Genomic DNA, 22,641 nt, shown 5'->3' on the forward strand with positions numbered 1-22,641 from the left:
GACGTGCAGCGCGGTGCAGGCGAAACCGGCTCGGCATCGTCGCAGGTGCTGGCAGCCGCGCAGTCGCTGTCCGGCGACAGCAACCGCCTCAAGCTCGAGGTCGGCAAGTTCCTCGATTCCGTGCGCGCCGCCTGACGGGCGCATATCATGAGAGAACTGCAACCGCCGCGCGTAGAAGCGCGGCGTTTGCGCGCGTGCATATTGCGGAGCCGCGACGAAGACCGCGCAGGGTTAACCTTCCGGAAAACCGATGCAGTCATGATGCCCGCAATATTCCGGGCGCTGAGTCGCCCTCCCGTATTGCGTATCGACGTATTGGAGCACACTCATGAGCGGCCTTTCCATCCGTCTCACCCACAAGGTCATGGCGATCGGACTTTTCGGTCTCGTCGGCCTCGTCGCTTTTGGCTCGATCTACCAGATCGGCAGCCTCTCCCAGGATGCCTCCCGTGCCGTCGCCAACCGCGCTCGCGCGATCGCTGACCTCGACAAGCAGCTCTCCATCGAGATGCTGGAGGCCCGCCGCAACGAGAAGAACTTTCAGCAGCGCCGCAACGAGAGCTACGCCAAGGCCCATGCCGAATTGATCGGGCCGATCAATCGCGATTTCGACGAGGTGGAGCGGCTGATGTCGGCCGGCGGCTTGGGCGCGCTGTCCGACCGGATGAAGCAGGCCCAGGACGGCTTCAAGCGATACGCGTCGGACTTCGGCGCATTGGTGGCCGCGGAGACCCGGCTCGGCCTAAACGAGACTCTGGGCCTCTCCGGCTCGCTCCGCGCCGCCGTGCACGACATCGAGGCCAAGCTCAAGGAGATCGACGATCCCAGGTCCACCAGCTGGATGCTGATGATGCGCCGGCACGAGAAGGACTTCATGCTGCGGCGCGACCCAAAATACATCGCCGAGATGAAGAAGGCCGCAGTCGAGTTCTCCAAGGCGATAGAGGTCGTCGCAATTCCTACGGCAGTGATGAACGACATCACAGCCAAGCTGCAGAAATACCAGTCCGAGTTCACGGCGTGGGTGGAGACGGCGCAGCAAACTGCGGCCCTCGACGCCAGCATGATGAAAACGTTCCGTGGGTTAGAACCAAGCATGATCGAGGTGCGCAACACAGTCGAAGACCTCTACAGGAAGGCCGACGTTGCGGAAGCTGCGACCCGCGATGCCGTGCGCATGTGGATGATGGTCGCCTTCGGCGTTACCGTCGTCGTGCTCGCCGCGGTCGGCTTCCTTCTGGGGCGTTCGATCTCGAAGTCGCTTGCCGGCATGGTCGGTGCGATGACGCGGCTTGCGCGCGGCGAGCTTTCGATTTCCGTCCCCGGCGTCGGGCGCAGGGACGAGATCGGCGAGATGGCCGGCGCCGTCGAGGTGTTCAGGACCAGCATGGCGGAGGCCGAGCGGCTGCGCATCGAGCAGATCGAGGCCGAGGCGCGCGGGCACCAGCAGCGCAAGGCCGACATGCACCGGCTCGCGGATAATTTCGAAGGCGCGGTTGGCGAGATCATCGATACTGTTTCGTCGGCTGCAACCGAGCTCGAAGCATCTTCGAACACGCTGACGCAGGCCGCCGAGCGCGGCAACGGGCTTGCCACCGTCGTGGCGGCCGCCTCCGAAGAGGCCTCCGCGAACGTGCAGTCGGTGTCTTCAGCGAGCGAGGAAATGACCTCCTCGATCTCCGAGATCAGCCGCCAGGTGCAGGAATCGGCGCGTGTTGCCGACGTCGCGGTCGAGCAGGCCCAGCGCACCAATGCGCGCGTCGCCGAGCTGACCAAGGCCGCCTCCCGCATCGGCGACGTGGTCGAGCTCATCAACACCATCGCCAGCCAGACCAATCTGCTGGCACTGAATGCAACGATCGAGGCGGCGCGGGCGGGCGAAGCCGGCAAGGGCTTTGCCGTGGTCGCGACCGAAGTGAAGGCGCTCGCCGAGCAGACTGCAAAAGCCACCGGCGAGATCGGCCAGCACATCGGTGCGATCCAGAACGCGACGCAAGACTCGGTCGGTGCGATCAAGGAGATCGGCAACACCATCGCGCGGATGTCGGAGATCTCGTCGGCCATCGCCGCCGCGGTCGAGGAGCAGGGCGCCGCGACGCAGGAGATCTCCCGCAACATCCAGCAGGCGGCGAACGGCACCTCCGAAGTCTCGGCGAATATCGGCGACGTCCAGCGCGGCGCAGGCGAAACCGGCGCTGCCTCGGCGCAGGTGCATTCGGCCGCGCAATCGCTGTCGCAGGAGAGCAACAGGCTCAAGAGCGAGGTCGCGCGCTTCCTGGACTCGGTGCGGGCGGCGTGACGGCGGCTGTCTCTGTCGGATGTTGCAACGCAAGCGCAGCGCTCGCGTCGCAGCATGAGGTGCCGCTGCCGCTGCAACAGATGGTTGCAGAAGAAATAATGACGGTCAGGGCTATCCCGTAGTTTTACGTAGGTTCCTGTTAACGCCTGTTTGCAACTATGGGCGCAAGCTCACGGGATAAAAATCAGCCAGCATTGTTGAACTGACCTCCGTCTCGCCACCGTCGTGGCGATTGCGGCGAAGGTGATTTGCGCCTTGCTAGGTATCATCAGGATTTGTCGTGATGTCGAAATTGTCGATCGTCTTCAAGCTTTTGGCCGTGCTGTCGGTCCTGGTTCTTTCGCTCGCCGGTGTCGGCGTGACGGCGATCGGCACCATGCAGAACATCAATTCCCATACGGTCGAGATCGCGGAGAGCTGGCTGCCCAGCGTGCGCGCGCTCGGCTCGCTCCGCGCCGACATCAACGAGCTGCGCGTCGCGCTCCGCCTGCATCTGATGCAGGACACCATTGAGGGCAAGGACGCCGCCGAGAAGCGCCTCGCCTCGCTGCAGGCGCGCATCGACCAGACGCGCAAGGTCTACGAGCCGCTGATCACCTCCGCCGAAGAGCGCTCGCTCTATGGGCAATGGAGCACGGCGTGGGCCGAGTATCTGAACGGCGTGCAGGACGTGATGGCGCTGTCGCGCAAGAATGTCGGCCGCTTCCCGGCCGACGCCAACGAGCTACTGCAGACCAAGGTTGCGAAGATGGCCCAGGCCGCCGACCCCCTGCTTCAGAAGGGCATCGAGCTCAACAACCGCGGCGCCGAGCTTGAGACGAAGCAGGCCGCCGATAGCTACGCGATGATCTTCCGCGTGCTGGTCGGCATCATCGTGCTCTCGGTCGTGATCGCGATCGGCGCCGCCTATTATCTCGTGCGCGACGTTTCTCGTGGCATTGCCTCAATCATCCGCCCGATGCAGTCGCTCGGCGAGGGCGACCTTTCGGCCGAGGTGCCGCATCGCGGCGAGAAGACCGAGATCGGATCGATGGCGGATGCACTGCAGATCTTCAAGGAGGCGCTGATCGCCAAGAAGGCCGCCGACGAGGCCGCTGCGCGCGATGCCGAAGCCAAGATCGAACGCGGCCGCCGTGTCGACGCCATCACCAGCAAGTTCGAAGCCATGATCGGCGAGGTGGTCGGGACCGTGTCCTCGGCCTCGACCGAGCTCGAGGCCTCCGCCTCGACGCTGACCAACACCGCGCAGCGCGGACAGGAACTCGCGACCGTCGTCGCGGCCGCCTCCGAGGAAGCCTCGACCAACGTCCAGGCGGTGGCATCCGCTTCGGAGGAGCTGTCGTCCTCCATCACCGAGATCAGCCGCCGCGTGCAGGACTCGGCGCGAATGGCCGCTGAGGCCGTCGAGCAGGCGACGCGGACCAACGACCGCGTCAATGCGCTGTCGCAGGCTGCCTCCCGCATCGGCGATGTCGTCGAGCTCATCAACACCATCGCGGGCCAGACCAATCTGCTGGCGCTGAATGCGACCATCGAGGCCGCACGTGCCGGCGAAGCGGGCCGCGGATTCGCCGTCGTCGCGTCCGAGGTCAAGGCATTGGCCGAACAGACCGCGAAAGCGACCGGTGAGATCGGGGCGCAGGTCGCGGGCATCCAGGCGGCGACGCAGGAATCGGTCAGTGCCATCCAGGAGATCGGCGGCACCATCGAGCGGCTGTCCGAGGTCGCTGCAGCCATCGCTGCCGCAGTCGAGGAGCAGGGCGCGGCCACGCAGGAAATCTCGCGTAACGTGCAGCAGGCCTCGGTCGGCACGCAGGAGGTCTCGTCGAACATTACCAACGTGCAGCGCGGCGCGATCGAGACCGGCGAGGCTTCGACTGAGGTGCTGTCGGCGGCGAAATCGCTGGCGACGGACAGCACCCGTCTCAAGGTCGAGGTCGCGCAATTCCTGGAATCGGTTCGCGCGGCCTGATTCTCACATGCTCGTCTGCGGAGCCGGCGGCGGTGCGACCTGCCGCCGGAACAGGATGCGCTGGTAGAGCCAGCCGATCGCGACCAGCACGATGCCGAGGCACATGAACGACAGCGCGCGGTAGACGCCTGTCAGCGTCGACATGTCGATGACGAACGCCTTCAGGATCGTCAACGCGATCACGACCGCCGACGCCAGCCGCGCCCGCTCGGAATTGACGAGAATGCCGACGCCCAGCAGCACCACGCCGAAGCCGAGCCAGCCGATCGAATAGGTATATTGCTCGGCGCCCGTCGTCGCCCCGCTGGAGAGGATCGGACCGTGATAGAAGCGGCGGATCTCCAGCGTGACATAGGCCAACGCGAACAGCAGCGCACCGCCCGCAATCGTGTTGGCGTAGGCCTTGCCGCGTTCGCCGGCCACGGCATAGGACAGCAGCAGCATCAGCACCGCTGGCAGCGCGTAGCCGAGCAGCAGCAGGTTGAACACGGCGCCGCCGACGTCGGTGCGCCACAGCAGCGGGTTCTCCAGGATCAAGAGGCCGAACACGCTGACGAGCCCGCCGATCGCCGTGAGCACGACCGCGCCGACATTGTGCACGATGCTGCGGCTGCGCTGCCGCAGACGCTCCAGCCCGATCGCCATGGCGAGCGCGACGCAGGCCTGCAGCGCGCATTCGAGCAGCGACGGTGCGGACGTCACGTCGCCGCCGGTCGCAAAATGGCGGATCTCCATGAAGGCGAGCAGCGCGGTGAACAGGATAGCGGCGCTCTCGACCATGCGCAGCGGGGCGTCGTCGGCGCGTCGGCGAAGGAACAGGCTCGCTGCCCAGAACGATGCCGCCGGCAGTCCGTAGCCCCACAACAGCCAGTTGAAGATCGGCGTGGTTCCGACGGCGTCGCCGACGATGCGCGGATCATAGCCGATACGTGCGGTGACGAGGCCGGCGAAGATCGCGGCCAGCCAGCGCAGGAACGGGATTGGCCGCTGCATCGAGATCCAGGCGGTGCCGAGCGACATCAGCGCCAGTGAGATCGTGAGCCAGCCCTTCTCCAGCGCAAATGTCAGCGCCAGCGCCAACGCACCGAGCGTGCCGGTCGCGAACAAGGCCGTGGAAATCATGGCGCCCGGCCGGGTCTCGCGGCGCGCAAGGGCTTCGGTGGCAGCACCAAAGGCGGCGGCGAGCAGCACCGCGAGGATGGCGAACGGAATCGAGCGGTCGAGATGCGCGATGCGTGCGTAGAGCGCGACCAGGATCGCGATCGGCGTCGCGACAGCCGCGACCGACCACACTACTGGAATGATCGCCGAGTTCGAACGAGCCTGCGCGAGAAAGCCCGCGATGCCGAAGCCGGCGGCGAAGATCGCAGCCATCACCAGATGCAGCGTCACCGCGCTATCGGTCGCCGTCGGTGCGATGCCGGCGATGGGGCCGCCCGGCAGCACCAGCATGTCGGGATTGGCGCGCACCGCCCATTCGGCGAACACGACGAAGACGGTCGCGGCGGCTGCGCCGAGCGCGCCGGTGGCTGCCGGCGCGCGCCAGGCGACAAGCAGCGTCGCGCCGACCAGCAGCGCGAAGGCGATCAGCGCCAGGTCCGCATGCGCGCTCGACAGCACGATCAGCATCGCGCCGAACAGATAGGCGCCGAGCGAGCCCGACGAGACCGGCTCGATCTCGCCGTCCTGGATCGTCGGGCCGAACATGAAGCCGCAGACGACGAGCAGAGCCGCGAGGACAAAGCCTGCGATCACATGGAAAGCGTGCGGCGCAACCTGCAAGTCGCCGGTATCGAGCCCCGGAAAGATCCAGAGCACGGCGAAGGCGATCGTGGTGACCGCAAGCCAGCGCCACAGCCGGATACGCGCGAGACCGAAGCTCGCGGCGGTGACGATCGCGAGATAGATGTAGAGCGCCCAATAGTCCGGCTTGCCGCTGGAGACGAGGATCGGCGTCACGAACGCGCCGACCACACCGAGGCCCGCGAGCGCGGGCCCGTGCAACAGCGCCGCGGCCAGCGTGCCGAGCGCAACGAGGCCGAGCAGCACGAAGGCGGTCGCGGGGACGAGGAAGCCATAGAGCGCGTAAGCCGCGTAGATGGTCGCAAATGCCACCGCCGTACCGGCAGCGGTGAGGATCGCGGGAATGTTGGCGATCGGCAGCGCGGCGATATTGGAGATGCTCTCTTTGCGGCGTGACCATTCGCCGGCTCCCAGCAGCGCCAGCGCGAATACGCCGCCAAGGAACACGCGCACGCCGGGGCCGACGAGGCCGGCCTCGATCGAATAGCGCACCATGAAGAAGCCGCCGAGCGCGAGCGCAAGGCCGCCGATCCACACCACCCAACGCGTGCCGAGCCGTTCCTCGAAGCCGGGCGCGGGTGCGGGCAGCGGCGGCGCGTCGGCCTCGGTGTTCGCTGCGAGCGGTGGCGGCGAAACATCCTCGGTGACGAGCGGGGGCGGCGCCTCGGCTCCCGGTTCGGCTTGGGGCACAAGTGGCGGCGGCGCTGCGGAAGTCGTCGCGGACGCTTCAGCCCACACATCTGCCGGGATCCGCGGCGGCTGCACGGGCCGTTGCGCGTGGAACGTCTCTTCGAGCGAGCTTAGCCGTCGTCGCAGCTCAGACGCTTGGCTGGAGGCCTTGATCGCGATGATGAAAGCGATGACCGCAATGATCAGCGCGAAGACGTCAAACGGGCCGTCAGACATAAAGCCTCCAGGCAATCGGCGGGCAGGGGCCGATCACACATATATCGGGTTAGCGCCGGGAGCGTACGCGCAAGCCCGGCGCGGGCCGCTCCTGGAGCACGTCGCGACGGAAGCGGTAGAGCGCCGCCGGACGTCCGCCCGTCTGTGTCGACATCACCCCGGTCGGTTCGACCAGGGCTTCCATTTCGACCAAGCGGCGGAAATTTTGTTTGTGCAGGTGTCGGCCGGAGATCGCCTCCACCGTATACTGCAATTCGGTGAGTGTGAACTCGGCGGGCAAAAGTTCAAAGACCACAGGACGATACTTCAGTTTGGCACGCAGTCGCGCGATCGCTGTCGCAAGAATCCGGCGGTGGTCGAAGCGCATGGATGTGCCGAGCGCGGACAGGGCCTTGCGCGCTAATGCCGCAGGGCGGCCGTCGCGCCGTGCTTCCTCGACCAGCCCGGCCTCATACAGGAGCTCGTAGCGGTCGAGCACGCGCTCCTCGTCCCAGGACGCGCCGTCCAGACCGAAATAGAACCGCACCCGATCCTTGCGCGGCAATGCGCGCGTCGTCTCCGGCGTCTCCTCTTCGGCCCACTCGGTCAATGCCGGGATGATGTCGTCCGCGATGATCGCGGGCGGGCCCTCTCGCCGGTCCTCCCAAGGCAGGAAGCGATACCATGGCGCGAAGCTCGCACTCGTGGCTGCCAGTTCGCCGCCGATGGCGCGCGTCAGTGCGAGATAGCCGATCGACACCATGTGCGCGCCGGTGTCGCCGGCCTCGGCATGCCGGCCGCGATCGCCAAACGTGTAGAGCTGTTCGACATAGCCGAGCCGCAGCCCCGTCTGTTCCTCGACCCAGGCCCGCAGGCCGATCTCGAAAGTGCGATGGCTCGGCGCATCGAACGGGCCGAACGGCAGGCCCGCCAGTCCGTCACTGTCGCGCGCGGTGAGGATCAGCGGCTCGTGATCCTCGATCGCGACGATCGCGGCAGTCAGGCCGATCTCGATCGGCGTCAGCAGCTTTTCGCTCATGCGATGGCGATCGTAACTGTCATTCGAGCTCGATCACGAAGGGGCGGCCCTCGACCATCATCGCGCCCGGGCCCATCTCGTCGAGTGCGCGCAGCATGCGGCCGTTGCGGCCCAGCGCACGGTCGGCAAGGCCGACGATGCGGCGGTTCGGCGAGGCGATCGGGGAAGCTGCCCGGATCTTCTTCGCGATCTCGGTCTCGTCGCGATCCGGATTGAGTGCGCACACGGCGGCAAAGGCGCTCGCGGTGGAGCGGCTGATGCCGGCATAGCAATGCACCACCAGCGGCGCGTCGCGGTCCCAGCCGCGCACGAAGTTCAGCACCTGCTCGATATGCGTTTCCGATGGCGCGACGAAGCCGTCCATCTCCTCGGTGATGTCGTCCATCGACACCTTGAGATGGTTGGCCGGCAGCACCGACACCGGCCGGGCCACCTGCTCGACATTGGCCATCACGGTCAGCACGTGGCTGGCCTTGGTGAGGCGGACGGTTTCGGGAAGGGCGGCGAGAGAACAGACGTGGATCATGGCGGACCTTTTTCCGCAGATTATAGCGAGGGTTGGCGGGGTGGGCAAAGCGAAGCGTACCCACCACTTTCGTCTCATTGCGCAAAATCAGTGGGGGCGGCGCGAGGGCCCTATTGCCCGCCCTGCAGGACCTACGCAAATACGGCGCCAAACCGCTCCAGAAACTGCTTCTCGGCCCGGGCAGCCGTCCAGGGGGTGAGATAGTCGCGCCGGACGCTGTCGGACAGGCCGGGGTCCTTGCCGAACAGGCGCTTGGCCTCGCTTTCACTGAATCCGGCAAGCGCGGTCGCCTCCAGATAGGCCGCGCCATGATCCGCTGCCTTGATCGCCAGCGTGATCTCGTCCGGCAGCACCGGCGGCAGGCCAAAGCGGATGTGGATGGCGCCGAGCAGGCGTTTCTCGACCGCTTTGTAATGACCGTCGAGCACGGCCTTGAACGGTGAAATCATGTCGCCGATCACATATTCGGGCGCGTCATGCAGCAGCGCGGCAAGCCGCATGCGCTGATCCACGCGGGGGTTCTCGTGCCGCATCACGGTTTCGACCAGCAGCGTATGCTGCGCGACCGAGAAGATGTGTGCGCCGATGGTTTGGCCATTCCAGCGGGCGACACGCGCCAGCCCATGCGCGACGTCGGCAATCTCGATGTCGAGCGGCGAGGGATCGAGCAAATCGAGCCGCCGGCCCGACAGCATGCGCTGCCAGGCACGAGACGCCACATCGCGTGACGATTTCCTGGCCGTCATTTGGCCTTGAGGCGCGGCTTGCGCTGCGACTTGCCGCAGCTCGCGTGACAATGGCAGTCGACGAGATGATCGTTGACCATGCCGGTCGCCTCCATGAAGGCATAGACGATGGTCGGGCCGACGAACTTGAAGCCGCGCGAGGACAGCTCCTTGGAGATCTGCATGGAGAGCGGCGTCGAGGCCGGCACGCTCGCGGTGGTCTTGAAATGATTGACCTTGGGCTTTCCGTCCATGAAGTCCCACAGGAATCTCGAGAAGCCGGGGCCCTTCTCCATGATGTCGAGATAGGATTTCGCGCTCGATATCGCGCCGTCGATCTTGGCCTTGTTGCGCACGATGCCGGCATCGTTCATCAGCGCGTGAACTTTCTTCTCGTTGTAGCGTGCGATCTTTTCCGGCTGGAAATCGTCGAAGGCTTTGCGGAAATTGTCGCGCTTGCGCAGGATCGTGATCCAGGACAGGCCGGCCTGGAAACCGTCGAGGATCAGCTTCTCATAGAGCGCGCGGTCGTCGTATTCCGGCACGCCCCATTCGGTGTCGTGATAGGCGACGTAGAGCGGATCTTCGCCGGGCCAGGGGCAACGCGTCTTTCCGTCGGGATGCAGGCGGGGAGCACGGCTCATGCGATGGGTTGCTTCGTTGGAATGCGCACGACGTCTGGTTCGGCAAGCCTCACAGTGAGGCCACCGGCAGTCAGCGCCTGTCCTGCATCGAGCGCATCAGCGACGCGGTCGATGCGCACCAGCGCGATACCCTTGCCCTGCGCCGACGAGCCCATCGTGCCGACCGGCTTGTCGCCGGCGAGAACGCTGACGCCGGGCTCGGGCGAGGAGTCCTCGAGCAGCACCTTGACGCTACGGGTGCGCGCGGTGCCGCGATGCTGCATGCGCGAGACGACCTCCTGGCCGACATAGCAGCCCTTGTCGAAATCGACGCCGGAAAGGCGGTCCATGTTGGTCTCGTGCGGGAACGCATCGCTGTACGTGAAATCGAGCCCGCCGCGCGGCACGCCGAGCGCGATGCGGTGGGCCTCGTAGGCGGCGGCGTCGACCATCTCGGCGCCGATCAGATCGGACAGCTTCTGTTTGAGATCTTCGGGAATCAGGATGCGGGTGCCGAGGTCCTCATTGCGCGGATCGGCGAAGGCGAGGTCGGGCTGGGCCGCAGGCTTGCCGTCCCAGGCCGCAAGCACGCCGAGATCCTCGGACAGGTTTTCCACCGTGACCTTGGCGCGCAGCTTGTAGAATTTCAGCTTGGTGGCGAGGCTGTCGGCAAGCGGCTTCGGGCAATCGATCAGGAACCCACCGCCATGGCCGGCAGGCGCTTCCGTGATCAGGAAATCCACGATGATCTTGCCCTGCGGCGTCAGCAGCGCGCCGAATCGGCCCAGGCCCGGTTTCAGCTTGTCGACATCGGTCGTGACGAGGCCATTGAGGAAGTTGCGCGCATCCTCGCCCGCGACCTTGATCACGCCCCGGTCCGGAAGAAACGCTGATTTCATACGAAAATCTCTTGCGACATGTTGCTCTGGAACGTAAGCCCGCAAGGCAAAAACGACAAGACCTCAAGCCCTGCGCTTGGGGACGAGAGAGGCCTTCAGCCATGACCCAGCGTTTCGACGTGATCCTCAAGGGCGGCACTGTCGTCAACCAGGACGGCGAGGGAGCCCGCGATATCGGCGTCGTCAACGGTCGCATTGCCGAGATCGGCGCGCTGTCGCAGGCTTCCGCCGCCGAGGTGATCGACTGCAAGGGCCTGCACATCCTGCCCGGCGTGATGGACACCCAGGTGCATTTCCGCGAGCCCGGGCTGGAGCAGAAGGAAGACCTCGAGACCGGCTCGCGCAGCGCCGTGATGGGCGGCGTCACCGCCGTGTTCGAGATGCCGAACACCTCGCCATTGACCGTGACCGAGGCCACCTTCACCGACAAGGTGAAGCGCGCCCATCACCGCATGCATTGCGACTTCGCCTTCTTCATCGGCGGCACCCGCGAGAATGTGCAGGATCTGCCGGTGTTGGAGCGGGCGCCAGGTTGCGCCGGCGTCAAAGTGTTCATCGGCTCCTCGACCGGCGCGCTCTTGGTGGAGGACGACGAGAGCCTGCGCCGCATCTTCCAGGTGATCCGCCGCCGCGCCGCGTTCCACGCCGAGGACGAATACCGTCTTAATGAACGCAAGCCGCTGCGCATCGAGGGCGACACGCGTTCGCACCCGGTGTGGCGCGATGAGACCGCGGCGCTGATGGCGACGCAGCGGCTGGTCAAGCTCGCGCACGAGACCGGCAAGCGCATCCACGTGCTGCACATCTCGACCAAGGAAGAGATCGAATTTTTGCGCGACCACAAGGATGTCGCCTCCTGCGAGGCGACGCCGCATCATCTCACGCTAGTTGCGCCCGAATGCTACGAGCGGCTCGGCACCCTGGCGCAGATGAACCCGCCGGTGCGCGGCGCCGATCATCGCGCCGGGATCTGGCGCGGCATCGAGCAGGGCATCATCGACGTGCTCGGCTCGGACCACGCCCCGCATACGCTTGAAGAGAAGCAGAAGACCTATCCGGCCTCGCCCTCCGGTATGACCGGTGTGCAGACGCTGGTGCCGCTCATGCTCGACCACGTCAATGCCGGCCGGCTGTCGCTGGCAAGGTTCGTCGATCTCACCAGCGCCGGCCCCGCGCGCCTCTACAATATGGCCTGCAAGGGCCGCATCGCCGCCGGCTATGACGCCGACTTCACTGTCGTCGATCTCAAGCGCAGCGAGACCATCACCAACAAATGGGTCGCGTCCAAGGCCGGCTGGACCCCCTATGACGGCGTCCGCGTCACCGGCTGGCCCGTCGGCACCTTCGTCCGCGGCCGCCGCGTGATGTGGCAGAGCGAACTGGTGACGGCCGCGCAAGGTGAGCCGGTGCGGTTTCTGGAGACGTTGAAGCAGTAGGGATTGCAGGTAAGCGGCACAAACTTCCCACACATCCGGTGTCGTCCTGGCGAAAGCCAGGACCCATTATCCCGACTGCATTTTGTTGCGAAGATGGGTGGCTACACGTGTGCGCCACAATTTGATCTTGCGGTAATGGGTTCTGGCTTTCGCCAGGACGACGCTGAGGGAGGAATGAATGACCCAACCAACACCCCTCATCACCACCGAGCAACTCGCAGCCCAGCTCGGCGATCCCAACCTGCGCCTCTACGACTGCACGACCTACAACGAGCCGGTGCCGCCAGGCAGCGACATGCCCTATCGCGCGGTGCCCGGCGACAAGACGTTCGAGGCGGGCCACATCCCGGGCGCCGATTTTCTCGACCTGCAAGGCGAGTTCTCCGACGCCTCCGCGCAGCAATTCTTCATGATGCCTGATGTGGCCGAGCTGGAGGCCGCCTTCGGCCGCCACGGCCTCGATGCATCGAAGTCGGTCGTCCTCTACAGCATCGGCACCATGATGTGGTCGACGCGGTTCTGGTGGATGCTGCGCTCGCTCGGCGTCGACGCGCGGGTGCTCGACGGCGGCCTCGACAAATGGAAGGAAGAGGGACGGCCGGTCGTAACAGGAGGACCGAAGGGTTATCCCGCCACGACCTTCAAGGCTACGCCGCGCGCAGGCTTCTTCGTCGACAAAAATGCAGTGAAGGCACGGCTCGGCGATCCCGCGACTGTTATCGTCAACGCGCTCGGCCCGCAATTTCATCGCGGCCTCGAGCCGAGCCGCTACGGGCGGCCCGGCCGCATTCCCGGCAGCGTCAACGTATCAGCGGCAACGCTCACCAATGCCGACAAAACGCTGACGACGCTCGCCGATGCCGAAGCCAAATTCGTTGTGGCAGGCGTCACCCGCGACAAGCATGTGATCTGCTATTGTGGCGGCGGCATCTCGGCGACGATCGACCTGCTGCTGCTGACGCAACTCGGCTACGACAAGCTGACGCTGTACGATGCCTCGATGGGCGAGTGGGCGAGGGATCCGGCGCTCCCGATCGAGACGGATTAGGCCTTCGGAGGAGGCTAGAAAGTTGGGAACCTTTCCCTTGGGGCGGCATCCAATGTCCGGGAACGAAGCCAATTGAGCAGGTGACCGCCATGCCACGGACCGCAGCCGGCCTATCCGCCGGCGCCAAAACATCGGAAATCCGGACCTTGGAAGCCGAACTGGTCGAGCGGGCGCGGGGCCGTGACGAGGCCGCGTTGCGCGAGATCATGCAGGCCAACAATCGCAGGCTCTATCGTCTGGCGCGCGGAATTCTGCGCAGCGACAGCGAAGCCGAGGATGTCGTTCAGGAAACCTATGTCCGCGCCTTCACCCATCTCGACGGCTTCCGCGGCGAGTCCGGGCTGTCGACCTGGCTGTCGCGCATCGCCATCAACGAGGCGCTTGGCCGGGCGCGAAGCGCCAGGCCGCATGTCGAACTCGGCTCGGTGCCCGAAGCGATGCTCGAGGCGCAAATCATCAAATTTCCCGCTTCTCCCGCAGGCGATCCGGAAAGGACCATGGCCCAACGCGAAATCCAGCGCGTCGTCGAGCGCGCCATCGATGAATTACCGGATGTCTTCCGCATGGTCTTCGTCGCACGCGTCATGGAAGGCATGAACATCGAGGAGACCGCCGAACTGCTCGGCGTCAAGCCCGAAACCGTGAAGACGCGGCTGCACCGTGCGCGGACCATGCTGCGCGAGAACGTCGAGAAGGAGATCGGTCCGGTGGTGATGGATGCGTTCCCGTTCGCCGGGTGGCGCTGCGAGCGGCTGACCGTGTCAGTGCTGAAGCGGCTCGGCATCGGCGGCTGAAGTTTTTCGGGAACGTTCGCGCGAGAATTCCATCCAACGCCTGTGAAGCAACGCGCCGGCAAAGCGTCCGGCACCACAGGAGTGTCAAACCATGTTCGTTCGTTGGAGCGCGGCGATCGCCGCTGCAATTTTGTTGTCGAGCCCTGCCCTGCTGCAAGACGCCAGAGCAGCCGACAAGCCGACCGATCCGCAGATCGCCCACATCGCCTACACCGCAGGCGTGATCGACATCAACGCAGCCAAGCAGGCGCAGAAGAAGGCCAAGAACAAGGACGTGAAGGCATTTGCCGAGGACATGCTGCGCGACCATGAGGCCGTCAACAAGCAGGCGCTCGCGCTGGTCAAGAAGCTGAACGTCACGCCTGAAGACAACGACACCAGCAAGGCGCTGTCGAGGCAGGCGAGCGATAAGCTCGCCGAACTCGACAAGCTAAATGGTGCGGCCTTCGACAAGGGCTATGTCGCAAACGAGGTCGCCTACCACAAGACGGTCAACGGCGCGCTGGAAACCCAGCTCATTCCATCCGCCAGCAATGCCGAGCTGAAGAGCCTGCTGCAGACCGGCCTGAAAATCTTCCAGGGGCATCAGCAGCATGCCGAGCATGTCGCGGCGGAGCTGAAATAGGGAGGCAATGATGCCGGGACGATTGTCTGCGATCGTGTCAGCGGTCCTGCTCGTGGCGTTGGCCGTCCCGGCGCACGCTGCGACCATCGAGATCACGATGGAGAATCTCGAAGTGTCGCCGAAAGACGCTTCGGCCAAGGTCGGCGACACCATTGAATGGATCAACAAGGACGTCTTCGCCCACACCGCGACTGCCGGGAACGGCGATTTCGACGTGAACTTGCCTGCGAAAAAATCAGGGACGCTGGTTCTCAAGAAGGCGGGCACGGTCGATTATTACTGCCGCTATCATCCCAACATGAAAGCGACGCTCAAGATCGAGCCGTAACGGCTGGGAGCGTATTCCTGACGGCAGCGGAAACTGGCCCCGCCCGCGTGGCGGGGGCATTTTCGGCAAGGCTTACTGCCTCGAGGAAGACTTACTGTCTGGAAATGTCGACCGAGAATTCGCCGTTGCGGATGCGGCCGGGAAAGCCTTCGACGAACTTCGCCACCGCGTCCTCGCCATAGGTGCCGACAAGCTCGGCAAGGGCCGCAAACAGGCTCGCCTGCGCCAGGCAGTCGCCGTCGACGCCATCATGGCGCGCTTCGGCCCAGGCCTCGTTGAGATAGCTCAGTGCGGCCTGCTTCTGCTCGTGATCGGGCAGCGGCGCGCGTGCGGGGGCGTAGGACACTGGATGGCTCATGAAACTCGATCAGGGCTGGGGCGCGATCCACGGCGATGCGCTGTGCGAGAGGTGTAGCACGCGCGTTAACGCCCGCTAGGCCACATCTTTAGGAACGGTTAACGGCTGTGTACAAACTCGACGACGGGGTTCCCCGCCGCGCGTCCGACAGCCCAATCCTCATGGTGAGGAGCGCGTTCTTCGCGCGCGTCTCGAACCATGCAGGCCCCGCTAGAGCCGGGCCTTTCATCCTTCGAGACGCCCGCTTTGGCGGGCTCCTCAGGATGAGGAATTTGCGTTGCAGGATGAAGCCGACAGGAATCAATTCGCGTAACGCGCCGTGAGATCGCGCGAGATCTTCGCGCCTTCCTCGATGTAGCGGCGGATCGCCACCGTCGCGGCCGGCGTGCAGCTCCGGTAGGTCTGCTGGAAACCGTTATAGCCGCGGTTGAAGCCGGCGATCATGCGGGTGCGGCGTTCACCGGCGGGGGTTTCGGCATCGATCAGCGCCTGCATCTCGCTGCGCCATTTGTTGCCCTCGTTGGACCCGCAGATGCCGCGCAGATAGTGCAGCCCACCGAGAATCTCCGCCAGCCGCTGCAAATCGCCGTCAAACGGCGCTGCCCCGTCCTGAGCCCTCGTGGGCACCGAGGCACAGGCGAGAATCAGGGCAAAAATGGCCAGAAATCGCGTCGACATCGGCCGGGTGTATGCCTCCTCGGGGCGGTGGACGCAAGGCGTGTCGGTCAGGGGCCGATCAGCCGGTGGGCGGACTGGATGACCTCTTCCAGCCCGCCGGTCAGCTTGAGGTCGCCAAGGCTCGCCAGGGCCTCCGGGGCGATCCAGCGGTAGTCGTCGAGCTCGTCGTTGAGAACCGGCTCCCGGGCCACCCATCGGGCAGCAAAGGACATGATCAGGTAGTGGCCGGCGCCGGCCGCGGCCGGGAGCACTTCGCGCCAGCCCGCGAGGCCAATGATGTCGATATCGAGCCCGGTCTCCTCGTCGATCTCGCGCGCCAGCGCCTGGTGCAGCGATTCGCCGAACTCGACCCGACCGCCCGGCAGCGAATAGAGCCCCTTTGCCGGCGAGCGTGCGCGACGGGTCAGAAGCACCTTGCCGTCACGAAAAATCGCGGCACTGACCGCGATCTGGGGATGGGCCGGCTGGACGATCGCAGCCATGACTTCACCTGCTCGGGCCTAGTTCGCCATGATGTTGTCGACGTCGGCTTCCGCGCCGCCATTGATGATGCCGCCGCAGGCCGCGATCAGCGGCTTGACCCAGTGGGCGGCCTGCTCGGCGAGGCGAACGCGGGTCGTGTCCTTCTCGACCTCGCGCATGGCCGAGCCGACCGCCGTCAGGATCGAGGTCATGGTGTCGGTGAGGTGGTCGAACTGGGCGCGCACGTTCGGGTCGGCTTGTTCATAGGCCTCGATCGCCAGATCCCGGGCCTTGAAATTCGACGCCGTGAAATGCTCGGCATAGGACAGCGGCGACCAGGTCAGAAAATCTTCCGCGCATTCCGGCATGTCGGGGACCATTTCCAGCAGCATCACGGCTTCATTGAAATGGTTGAGATAGTCGGTGGCAAGCCCGGTCCGCGGGTTGATGTTGGCCACGCGCAGCCGCTCGGCCCAGGCCGCGGCCTCGGGCGCCGTCTGTCCATGCATTCGCGCCGGCTGGGAGACCGTTGAGCTCATCTGCCGCAGTGTTAACGTTCGGGGTTAAAAGGACCTGAACGGACCCTATATAGGCCCTCAAGGATGTGTGGACGCTTCGTCATAACTTCGGCCCCCGCGGCTTTGCGGCAACTGTTCGGCTACATTGAGCAGCCGAATTTCCCGCCCCGGTTCAACGTGGCCCCGACACAACCGATTCCGGTCGTGCTGGCCGAGAACGGCGCGCGCCATTTCCGACTGATGCGCTGGGGTTTGCTGCCGGGCTGGGTCAAGGATCCCAAGGGATTTACGCTCCTGATCAATGCCCGTTCCGAGACGGTGCTGGAGAAGCCCGCCTTCAAACGCGCGATTCGCCGGCGGCGCGGCCTGATTCCGGCCGACGGCTATTACGAATGGAAGACGGAGGATGGCCGCAAGCAGCCCTTCTTCATCCATCGCGCCGACGGCGCGCCGCTCGGCTTTGCCGCACTGTTCGAGACCTGGGTTGGGCCGAACGGCGAGGAGCTCGACACGGTCGCGATCGTCACGGCGGCCGCAGGCGAGGATCTCGCCACGCTGCATGATCGCGTGCCCGTCACCATCAGCCCGCGCGATTTCGAGCGCTGGCTCGACAGCCGCAGCGATGACGTCGATGCCGTGTTGCCGCTGATGACCGCCCCGCGCATCGGCGAATTCGCATGGCACCCGGTCTCCACCCGCGTCAACCGCGTCGCCAATGACGACGACCAGTTGCTGCTTCCGATCAGCGCGGAGGACATGGAAGCGGAAGCGCCGAAGAAGAAGGTGGTGCGGAAAGCGGCGGCCGGCTCAGCCGATGACGGGCAGGGGTCGTTGTTCTAGCTGCGAACCACAAAACAACTGTCGTCCCGGCCTAGTGCGCAATTGCGCACGGGGGGCCGGGACGACGGTGGAGTTTTAGGCGGCAGCCCTTACACGATTTCCCTCGCCCTCAACGCCGCGATCTCCGCCGCGTCGAATCCCAGTTCGCCCAGCACCGCGTCCGTATCCGAGCCGAGCTCCGGCGCCATCCGGTCCAGCCTGCCGCCGCCATGCGCGAGCTTGAATCCGCTGCCGGCGAAACGAAGCCGCCCATAGGGTGTGTCGAGCTCCTGGATCGCGCCGCGCGCCTTGATCTGCGGATGGTCGATCACTTCCTCGACCTTCCAGATGCTGGCGCAGGGCGCGCCGGCATCTTCCAGAATGGTCTCCCATTCGCGCGCCGGCCTTGCCGCGAGCGCCTCTTCGATGATGGCGCGCAGCGCCGGCTCGTTCTCGTTGCGCGCAAACCAGTCGGCAAAGCGCGGGTCGCTGAACGTATCCGCGCGGCCCAGTGCAGACATCAGCGCGCGATATTGCTTCTCGTTGTTGACGGCGAGCAGGATGTGACCGTCGCCGCATCTGAACAAATTCGCCGTGGACCTGCGGCTGACAGCCTGATTGCCTGACAGCTGCTGGCGATGGCCGGCGACCGACCAGTCCGCGATCTGCCCCGACAGAAACGCCATCGTCGCCTCCAGCATGGAGACGTCAATGAGCTGGCCCTTGCCGGTGCGATCGCGCTGGTACAGCGCGCTCGACACGCCGAACGCAGCGGTCGCGCCCGACAGCACGTCGCACACCGCAAAGCCCGCGCGCGTCGGGCCGGTTTCGGGATGACCGGTGATCGCCATGATGCCGGACAGCGCCTGCATCTTGCCGTCATAGCCGGGGCGCAGCCGATCCGGACCGGTCTGGCCGAAGCCTGATACCGCGCAGTAGATCAGCTTTGGATTGATCGCATACAGCGCCTCATAGCCGATGCCGAGCTTGTCCATCACGCCGGGACGGAAATTCTCCATGACCACGTCGACCTGGCTCACGAGCTTCTTCACGATCGCGATCGCATCGGGCTTTTGCAGATCGAGCGTCAGGCTGCGCTTGTTGCCGTTGATGGCCTGGAACGCCGGTGCGAGCCCGCGCTCCGCCCATTCGCGGCTGAGCGGCGTGCGGCGCATGTCCTCGCCCTCGCGCCGCTCGACCTTGATGACGTCAGCGCCCAGCAGCGCGAGTTGGTAGCTCGCATAGGGGCCGGCCAGCACTTGCGTGAAGTCCAGGATCTTCACGCCTTCGAACGGTCGCGTCACGTCGCTCTCCCTTTTTGTTCTGGTTGTCGGAGGCGTCAGGCGGCGCGCTTGCCGCGCGCGATCTCCTTCTGCTTGTCGAATTCGGCACGGCGGCGCGCCAGCTCTTCGGCTGAGAGCTGCGCGACGTTGTTGTAGTCGAGCTTCCAGGAGGCGTCCTCGCTCCAGCGCAGCGGTGACTGCATGGTGGTCTGCGGGCCGCTCGCGTTCTCCAGCAATCTGAGCGCCAGCTCGAGCGTCTGCGCCTGCGAGGCGACGTCGTGCGGCTTGCCGGCGGAATTGCCGAGCGGAAAATCCGAGAACAGGAAGCGCGGCACCGCAGCGTGCTCGATGATGTCCTTGGCGCAGCCCATGATCACCGTCGGAATGCCGTTCGCCTCGAGATGCCGCGCCACCAGCGCCGTGGTCTGGTGACAGACCGGGCAGTTCGGCACCAGCACGGCGACATCGACCTTGTCGGCAAGGCAGCGCGCCAGAATCTCCGGCGCGTCGGTGTCGAGGGTAACGCGATGGCTGCGGTTGGTCGGCGCGCCGAAGAAGCGCGGGGCCACCTCGCCGATGCGCTCCGCAGCACTCGCCTTCAAAAGCTGCGGCAGCGGAAACCAGGCGCCGTTGTCGGTGGCCGTGGTGTGCTTGCGGTCGTAGCCGATATGCGAGATGCGAAGGTCGTGCGGCTTCGCCGTGTCGCCGTCATAGACCTGGTAGAATTTCGCACCGCCATTATACGCAGCGCCCGGACCCTGGTCGCCCTTGGCTGGATCGTACGGCGCGGCCGTCGTGATGATGGTGACGCGCGATTCCAACAGCGGCTTCTTCAGCGGCTGGAACGGCGCCTCGGTGTAGTGGGCCCAGCGATACGCCGTGGTGTAGCCGATCGCGGCGTAATACTCCCGCGTGCGCTGCATATAGGGCACGGGGGCGTCATAGTCGGGCGCAAAACCGAATTCGTCGTCGCGCGAAGCGGACATGGGCGCGTCTCCTGGTTCCTGTTGGCGACAGACTAGAGATAGTCGGGGGTGAGCTCAAGAGTAAGCAAGTTCACCGAAACACATGCAGCGCCACATGCTGCAGCAGCATGATCGCCTTCGCGTCGATGATGCGCCCGTCCGCGATCATCGCCAGCGCCTCGTCGATGCCAAGCTCGAGCACCTCGATGTCCTCGCCTTCATGTTCGAGGCCGCCGCCGTCGCTGACCCGCATCTCCGGCTCGTATTCGGCGACGAAGAAATGCAGCTTCTCGGTGATGGCGCCGGGACTCATGAACGCCTCGAACACCTTGTGGACGTGGTGCAGGCGATAGCCGGTTTCTTCCTCCGCTTCGGCGCGGATGCGCATTTCGGGCGAGGCATCGTCGAGCACGCCGGCGGCCGCCTCGATCAGCAGATCGTCGTAACCGCGGATGAAGGCCGGCAGGCGGAATTGCTTCACCAGGATCACCGTACGGCGTGCCAGATTATACGGCAGCACGGCGGCGGCGTTGTCGCGCTCATAGGTCTCGCGATGCTGCGTCTGCCATTCGCCATTGGCGCGCCGGTACTCGAACGTCGTGTTCTTGAGTGTGGTCCAGCCGTCCGAGAGCACGCGGACGTCCTTGATGCGGACGCGGTCGGAAATGGTCATGGCTCGATCTCAATTGCTTGGCGTTGTGGTGCGGCCGTCGAGCCACTTCTGGAACATCACCGAGGTCGATTCCTCGAGACCCAGCGACTGGTAGAACGCATTGGCCTGCTCATTGCCGCGGCGGACCAGGAGCTGGAGTTTCAAAATTCCAGCCTGGCGCAGCCAGTCTTCGGCCGCGGCCATGATGACGCGGCCGTGACCACGCTTCTGGCTGCCCGGATCGACGGCGACGTAATAGACCCAGCCGCGATGACCGTCATGGCCGACCATCACGGTGGCGACGATGGCGCTGCCGTCGCGGCCGAGCAGGATCGTGGAATTGTCGCGCCGCCGCGCCAGCGCGATGTCGGCATGCGGATCGTTCCACGGCCGCGTCAGCCCGCAGCGCTGCCACAGCGCCACCACGGGCTCGACATCGGCCTCGGTGATCGCCTCGATCCTCAGCGCACTCACAGCACTTTGCCCGGGTTCATGATTCCAAGCGGATCGAGCATCGCCTTGAGCTGTCGCATCAGCTCGATGGCGGTCTTGTCCTTCACCTCGGGCAGCTCGTCGCGCTTGAGCACGCCGATGCCGTGCTCGGCCGAGATCGAGCCGCCCATGCGCAGCACGATGGCGAACACCACCGCGTTCATCTCGTGCCAGCGCGCCAGATAGTCCGCGGTGTTGGCCCCGATGGGCTGGCTGACATTGTAGTGCAGATTGCCGTCGCCGAGATGGCCGAACGGCACCGGCCGCGCGCCGGGGATCAGTTTCACCACGGCTTCATTGGCCTCGGCGATGAAGGCGGGGACGGTGGCCACCGGCACGGAAATGTCGTGCTTGATCGAGCCGCCCTCCGGCTTCTGCGCCGACGACATCTCGTCGCGCAGCTTCCAGAAGCCAGCGCGCTGGGTCAGATTGGCCGCGATCACCGCGTCGTCCACGATCTCGTCCTCCATGGCGCGGCCGAGGATCGTTTCCAGTGGCGTGCGGGCGTCGTCGCCGGGCGACGACAATTCCATCAGCACGTACCAGGCATGCTTTTGCGCGAGCGGATCGCGCACGTCGATGCCGTGGCGGATCGAGAAATCGACCGCCATCTCCGAGAGCAGCTCGAAGCTCGTCAGCGCATTGGCGGCCTCGCTTTGCGCGATCGCCAGCAGTTTCAGGGCGGCGTCCGGCGACTTCAACCCGACGAAGGCGGTCTCGATCGACCGCGGCTTCGGAAACAGCTTCAGCGTCGCCGCCGTGATGATGCCGAGCGTGCCTTCGCCGCCGATGAAGAGGTTGTGCAGATTGTAGCCGGTGTTGTCCTTCTTCAGCTTCGACAGCACGTTGAGCACGCGCCCGTCCGCCAGCACCACCTCGAGCCCCAGCGCCATCTCGCGCGCGACGCCATAGGCGAGCGCGGCCGTGCCGCCGGCATTGGTCGAGAGATTGCCGCCGATGGTGCAGCTCCCTTCCGCGCCGAGCGAGAGCGGGAACAGCCGGTCCATTTCGGCGGCCTTTTGCTGTGCGATCTGCAGCACCACGCCGGCCTCGCAGGTCATGGTGTTCGACGCAGTATCGACCTCGCGGATCTTGTCGAGCCGCCGCAGCGACACCACCACCTCGCCATTGTGCGGGGTCTGGCCGCCGACCAGCCCGGTGTTGCCGCCCTGTGGCACCAGCGCGATTTTGTGCTCGGAGGCGAGCTTGCAGATTGCGGCGACCTCGGCGGTCGAGCCGGGGCGCAGCACCAGCGGCGAGCGGCCGTGGAACAGATTGCGCTCCTCGGTGACGTAGGCCTCGATGTCGGCCGCATCGGTGATGGCGTGCCTCTCGCCGACGATTCTGCGGAATTGTTCGATCAGCTCGGGCGCAAGCGGTGGGGTCGCGGAATGATTAACGTTCATTGTCTT

23 protein-coding genes are annotated in these 22,641 nt (G+C 65.3%); 8 read left to right on the forward strand and 15 right to left on the reverse strand.

Annotation, left to right across the window (positions count from 1 at the left end):
* The first annotated feature begins 328 nt into the window (after positions 1-328).
* Together N551_RS0121530 and N551_RS0121535 are read left to right on the forward strand one after the other, a co-directional pair.
* Positions 329-2,299: a methyl-accepting chemotaxis protein gene (locus N551_RS0121530; RefSeq protein ID WP_027568629.1), complete on the forward strand. Its 1,971-nt coding sequence runs from the start codon at positions 329-331 to the stop codon at positions 2,297-2,299.
* Positions 2,300-2,582: 283 nt separating this feature from the next.
* Positions 2,583-4,271: a methyl-accepting chemotaxis protein gene (locus N551_RS0121535; RefSeq protein ID WP_027568630.1), complete on the forward strand. Its 1,689-nt coding sequence runs from the start codon at positions 2,583-2,585 to the stop codon at positions 4,269-4,271.
* A gap of 3 nt (positions 4,272-4,274) precedes the next feature.
* Here the strand turns inward: N551_RS0121535 and N551_RS0121540 are convergent, their stop codons facing one another.
* From N551_RS0121540 to N551_RS0121565, 6 genes are all read right to left on the reverse strand, one after another.
* Positions 4,275-6,980 (reverse strand): DUF2339 domain-containing protein, encoded by a 2,706-nt coding sequence (locus N551_RS0121540; protein WP_027568631.1) that lies wholly within the window; start codon positions 6,978-6,980, stop codon positions 4,275-4,277.
* Between the two features lie 49 nt (positions 6,981-7,029).
* On the reverse strand, positions 7,030-7,998 hold the full coding sequence (locus tag N551_RS0121545) for an NAD regulator (RefSeq protein ID WP_027568632.1): 969 nt from the start codon (positions 7,996-7,998) through the stop codon (positions 7,030-7,032).
* A 19-nt stretch (positions 7,999-8,017) separates the two neighbouring features.
* Positions 8,018-8,524, reverse strand: a complete 507-nt coding sequence (locus tag N551_RS0121550) for a tyrosine phosphatase family protein (RefSeq protein WP_027568633.1) — start codon at positions 8,522-8,524, stop codon at positions 8,018-8,020.
* A gap of 131 nt (positions 8,525-8,655) precedes the next feature.
* Positions 8,656-9,270 carry a YfbR-like 5'-deoxynucleotidase gene (locus tag N551_RS0121555; protein ID WP_027568634.1) on the reverse strand — a complete coding sequence of 205 codons (615 nt, stop codon included), beginning with the start codon at positions 9,268-9,270 and terminating at the stop codon, positions 8,656-8,658.
* Complete coding sequence (locus N551_RS0121560) at positions 9,267-9,893, reverse strand: DNA-3-methyladenine glycosylase I (protein WP_027568635.1); 627 nt, start codon at positions 9,891-9,893, stop codon at positions 9,267-9,269. The genes N551_RS0121555 and N551_RS0121560 overlap by 4 nt, the downstream gene beginning before the upstream one ends.
* On the reverse strand, positions 9,890-10,771 hold the full coding sequence (locus N551_RS0121565) for a folate-binding protein YgfZ (RefSeq protein ID WP_027568636.1): 882 nt from the start codon (positions 10,769-10,771) through the stop codon (positions 9,890-9,892). The genes N551_RS0121560 and N551_RS0121565 overlap by 4 nt, the downstream gene beginning before the upstream one ends.
* 101 nt (positions 10,772-10,872) lie before the next feature.
* On the opposite strand from N551_RS0121565, the gene N551_RS0121570 reads away from it, so the two are divergent.
* The 5 genes from N551_RS0121570 (at position 10,873) to N551_RS0121590 (ending at position 15,002) form a co-directional block, all read left to right on the forward strand.
* Positions 10,873-12,207, forward strand: coding sequence for a dihydroorotase (locus tag N551_RS0121570; protein ID WP_027568637.1), 1,335 nt, complete (start codon positions 10,873-10,875; stop codon positions 12,205-12,207).
* A gap of 178 nt (positions 12,208-12,385) precedes the next feature.
* A complete protein-coding gene (locus tag N551_RS0121575) occupies positions 12,386-13,255 on the forward strand; it encodes a sulfurtransferase (RefSeq protein WP_027568638.1) in 870 nt (289 codons plus the stop codon).
* Between the two features lie 89 nt (positions 13,256-13,344).
* On the forward strand, positions 13,345-14,049 hold the full coding sequence (locus N551_RS0121580; protein ID WP_027568639.1) for an RNA polymerase sigma factor: 705 nt from the start codon (positions 13,345-13,347) through the stop codon (positions 14,047-14,049).
* A 91-nt stretch (positions 14,050-14,140) separates the two neighbouring features.
* Positions 14,141-14,674, forward strand: a complete 534-nt coding sequence (locus tag N551_RS0121585) for a DUF4142 domain-containing protein (RefSeq protein WP_027568640.1) — start codon at positions 14,141-14,143, stop codon at positions 14,672-14,674.
* A 10-nt stretch (positions 14,675-14,684) separates the two neighbouring features.
* On the forward strand, positions 14,685-15,002 hold the full coding sequence (locus N551_RS0121590) for a cupredoxin domain-containing protein (protein ID WP_027568641.1): 318 nt from the start codon (positions 14,685-14,687) through the stop codon (positions 15,000-15,002).
* Between the two features lie 91 nt (positions 15,003-15,093).
* On the opposite strand, the gene N551_RS0121595 is transcribed toward N551_RS0121590, so the two are convergent.
* From N551_RS0121595 to N551_RS0121610, 4 genes are all read right to left on the reverse strand, one after another.
* On the reverse strand, positions 15,094-15,360 hold the full coding sequence (locus tag N551_RS0121595) for a hypothetical protein (RefSeq protein WP_007594892.1): 267 nt from the start codon (positions 15,358-15,360) through the stop codon (positions 15,094-15,096).
* Positions 15,361-15,660: 300 nt separating this feature from the next.
* Positions 15,661-16,038 (reverse strand): TIGR02301 family protein, encoded by a 378-nt coding sequence (locus N551_RS0121600; RefSeq protein ID WP_007607220.1) that lies wholly within the window; start codon positions 16,036-16,038, stop codon positions 15,661-15,663.
* A gap of 47 nt (positions 16,039-16,085) precedes the next feature.
* Positions 16,086-16,520 carry an NUDIX hydrolase gene (locus N551_RS0121605; RefSeq protein WP_027568642.1) on the reverse strand — a complete coding sequence of 145 codons (435 nt, stop codon included), beginning with the start codon at positions 16,518-16,520 and terminating at the stop codon, positions 16,086-16,088.
* Positions 16,521-16,538: 18 nt separating this feature from the next.
* The gene (locus tag N551_RS0121610; protein WP_027568643.1) at positions 16,539-17,039 is read right to left on the reverse strand and encodes a hypothetical protein; all 501 of its coding nucleotides are present in this window, start codon (positions 17,037-17,039) and stop codon (positions 16,539-16,541) included.
* A 63-nt stretch (positions 17,040-17,102) separates the two neighbouring features.
* Here N551_RS0121610 and N551_RS0121615 point away from each other — a divergent pair, with 63 nt between their 5' ends.
* Positions 17,103-17,858, forward strand: coding sequence for an SOS response-associated peptidase (locus N551_RS0121615; protein ID WP_027568644.1), 756 nt, complete (start codon positions 17,103-17,105; stop codon positions 17,856-17,858).
* 89 nt (positions 17,859-17,947) lie between these two features.
* Here N551_RS0121615 and N551_RS0121620 read toward each other — a convergent pair whose 3' ends face one another.
* From N551_RS0121620 to N551_RS0121640, 5 genes are all read right to left on the reverse strand, one after another.
* Positions 17,948-19,141, reverse strand: a complete 1,194-nt coding sequence (locus N551_RS0121620) for a CaiB/BaiF CoA-transferase family protein (RefSeq protein WP_027568645.1) — start codon at positions 19,139-19,141, stop codon at positions 17,948-17,950.
* Positions 19,142-19,176: 35 nt separating this feature from the next.
* Positions 19,177-20,106 (reverse strand): glycine reductase, encoded by a 930-nt coding sequence (locus tag N551_RS0121625; protein WP_027568646.1) that lies wholly within the window; start codon positions 20,104-20,106, stop codon positions 19,177-19,179.
* A gap of 70 nt (positions 20,107-20,176) precedes the next feature.
* Positions 20,177-20,758 (reverse strand): GDP-mannose pyrophosphatase, encoded by a 582-nt coding sequence (locus N551_RS0121630; protein WP_027568647.1) that lies wholly within the window; start codon positions 20,756-20,758, stop codon positions 20,177-20,179.
* A 9-nt stretch (positions 20,759-20,767) separates the two neighbouring features.
* Positions 20,768-21,211 carry a GNAT family acetyltransferase gene (locus N551_RS0121635; RefSeq protein WP_027568648.1) on the reverse strand — a complete coding sequence of 148 codons (444 nt, stop codon included), beginning with the start codon at positions 21,209-21,211 and terminating at the stop codon, positions 20,768-20,770.
* On the reverse strand, positions 21,208-22,635 hold the full coding sequence (locus N551_RS0121640; protein ID WP_027568649.1) for an FAD-binding oxidoreductase: 1,428 nt from the start codon (positions 22,633-22,635) through the stop codon (positions 21,208-21,210). Before N551_RS0121640 ends, N551_RS0121635 begins: the two co-directional genes overlap by 4 nt.
* Positions 22,636-22,641 lie beyond the last annotated feature (6 nt).

This window comes from Bradyrhizobium sp. URHA0013, from assembly GCF_000518345.1.
In the GTDB taxonomy this organism is placed as follows: Bacteria; Pseudomonadota; Alphaproteobacteria; order Rhizobiales; family Xanthobacteraceae; genus Bradyrhizobium.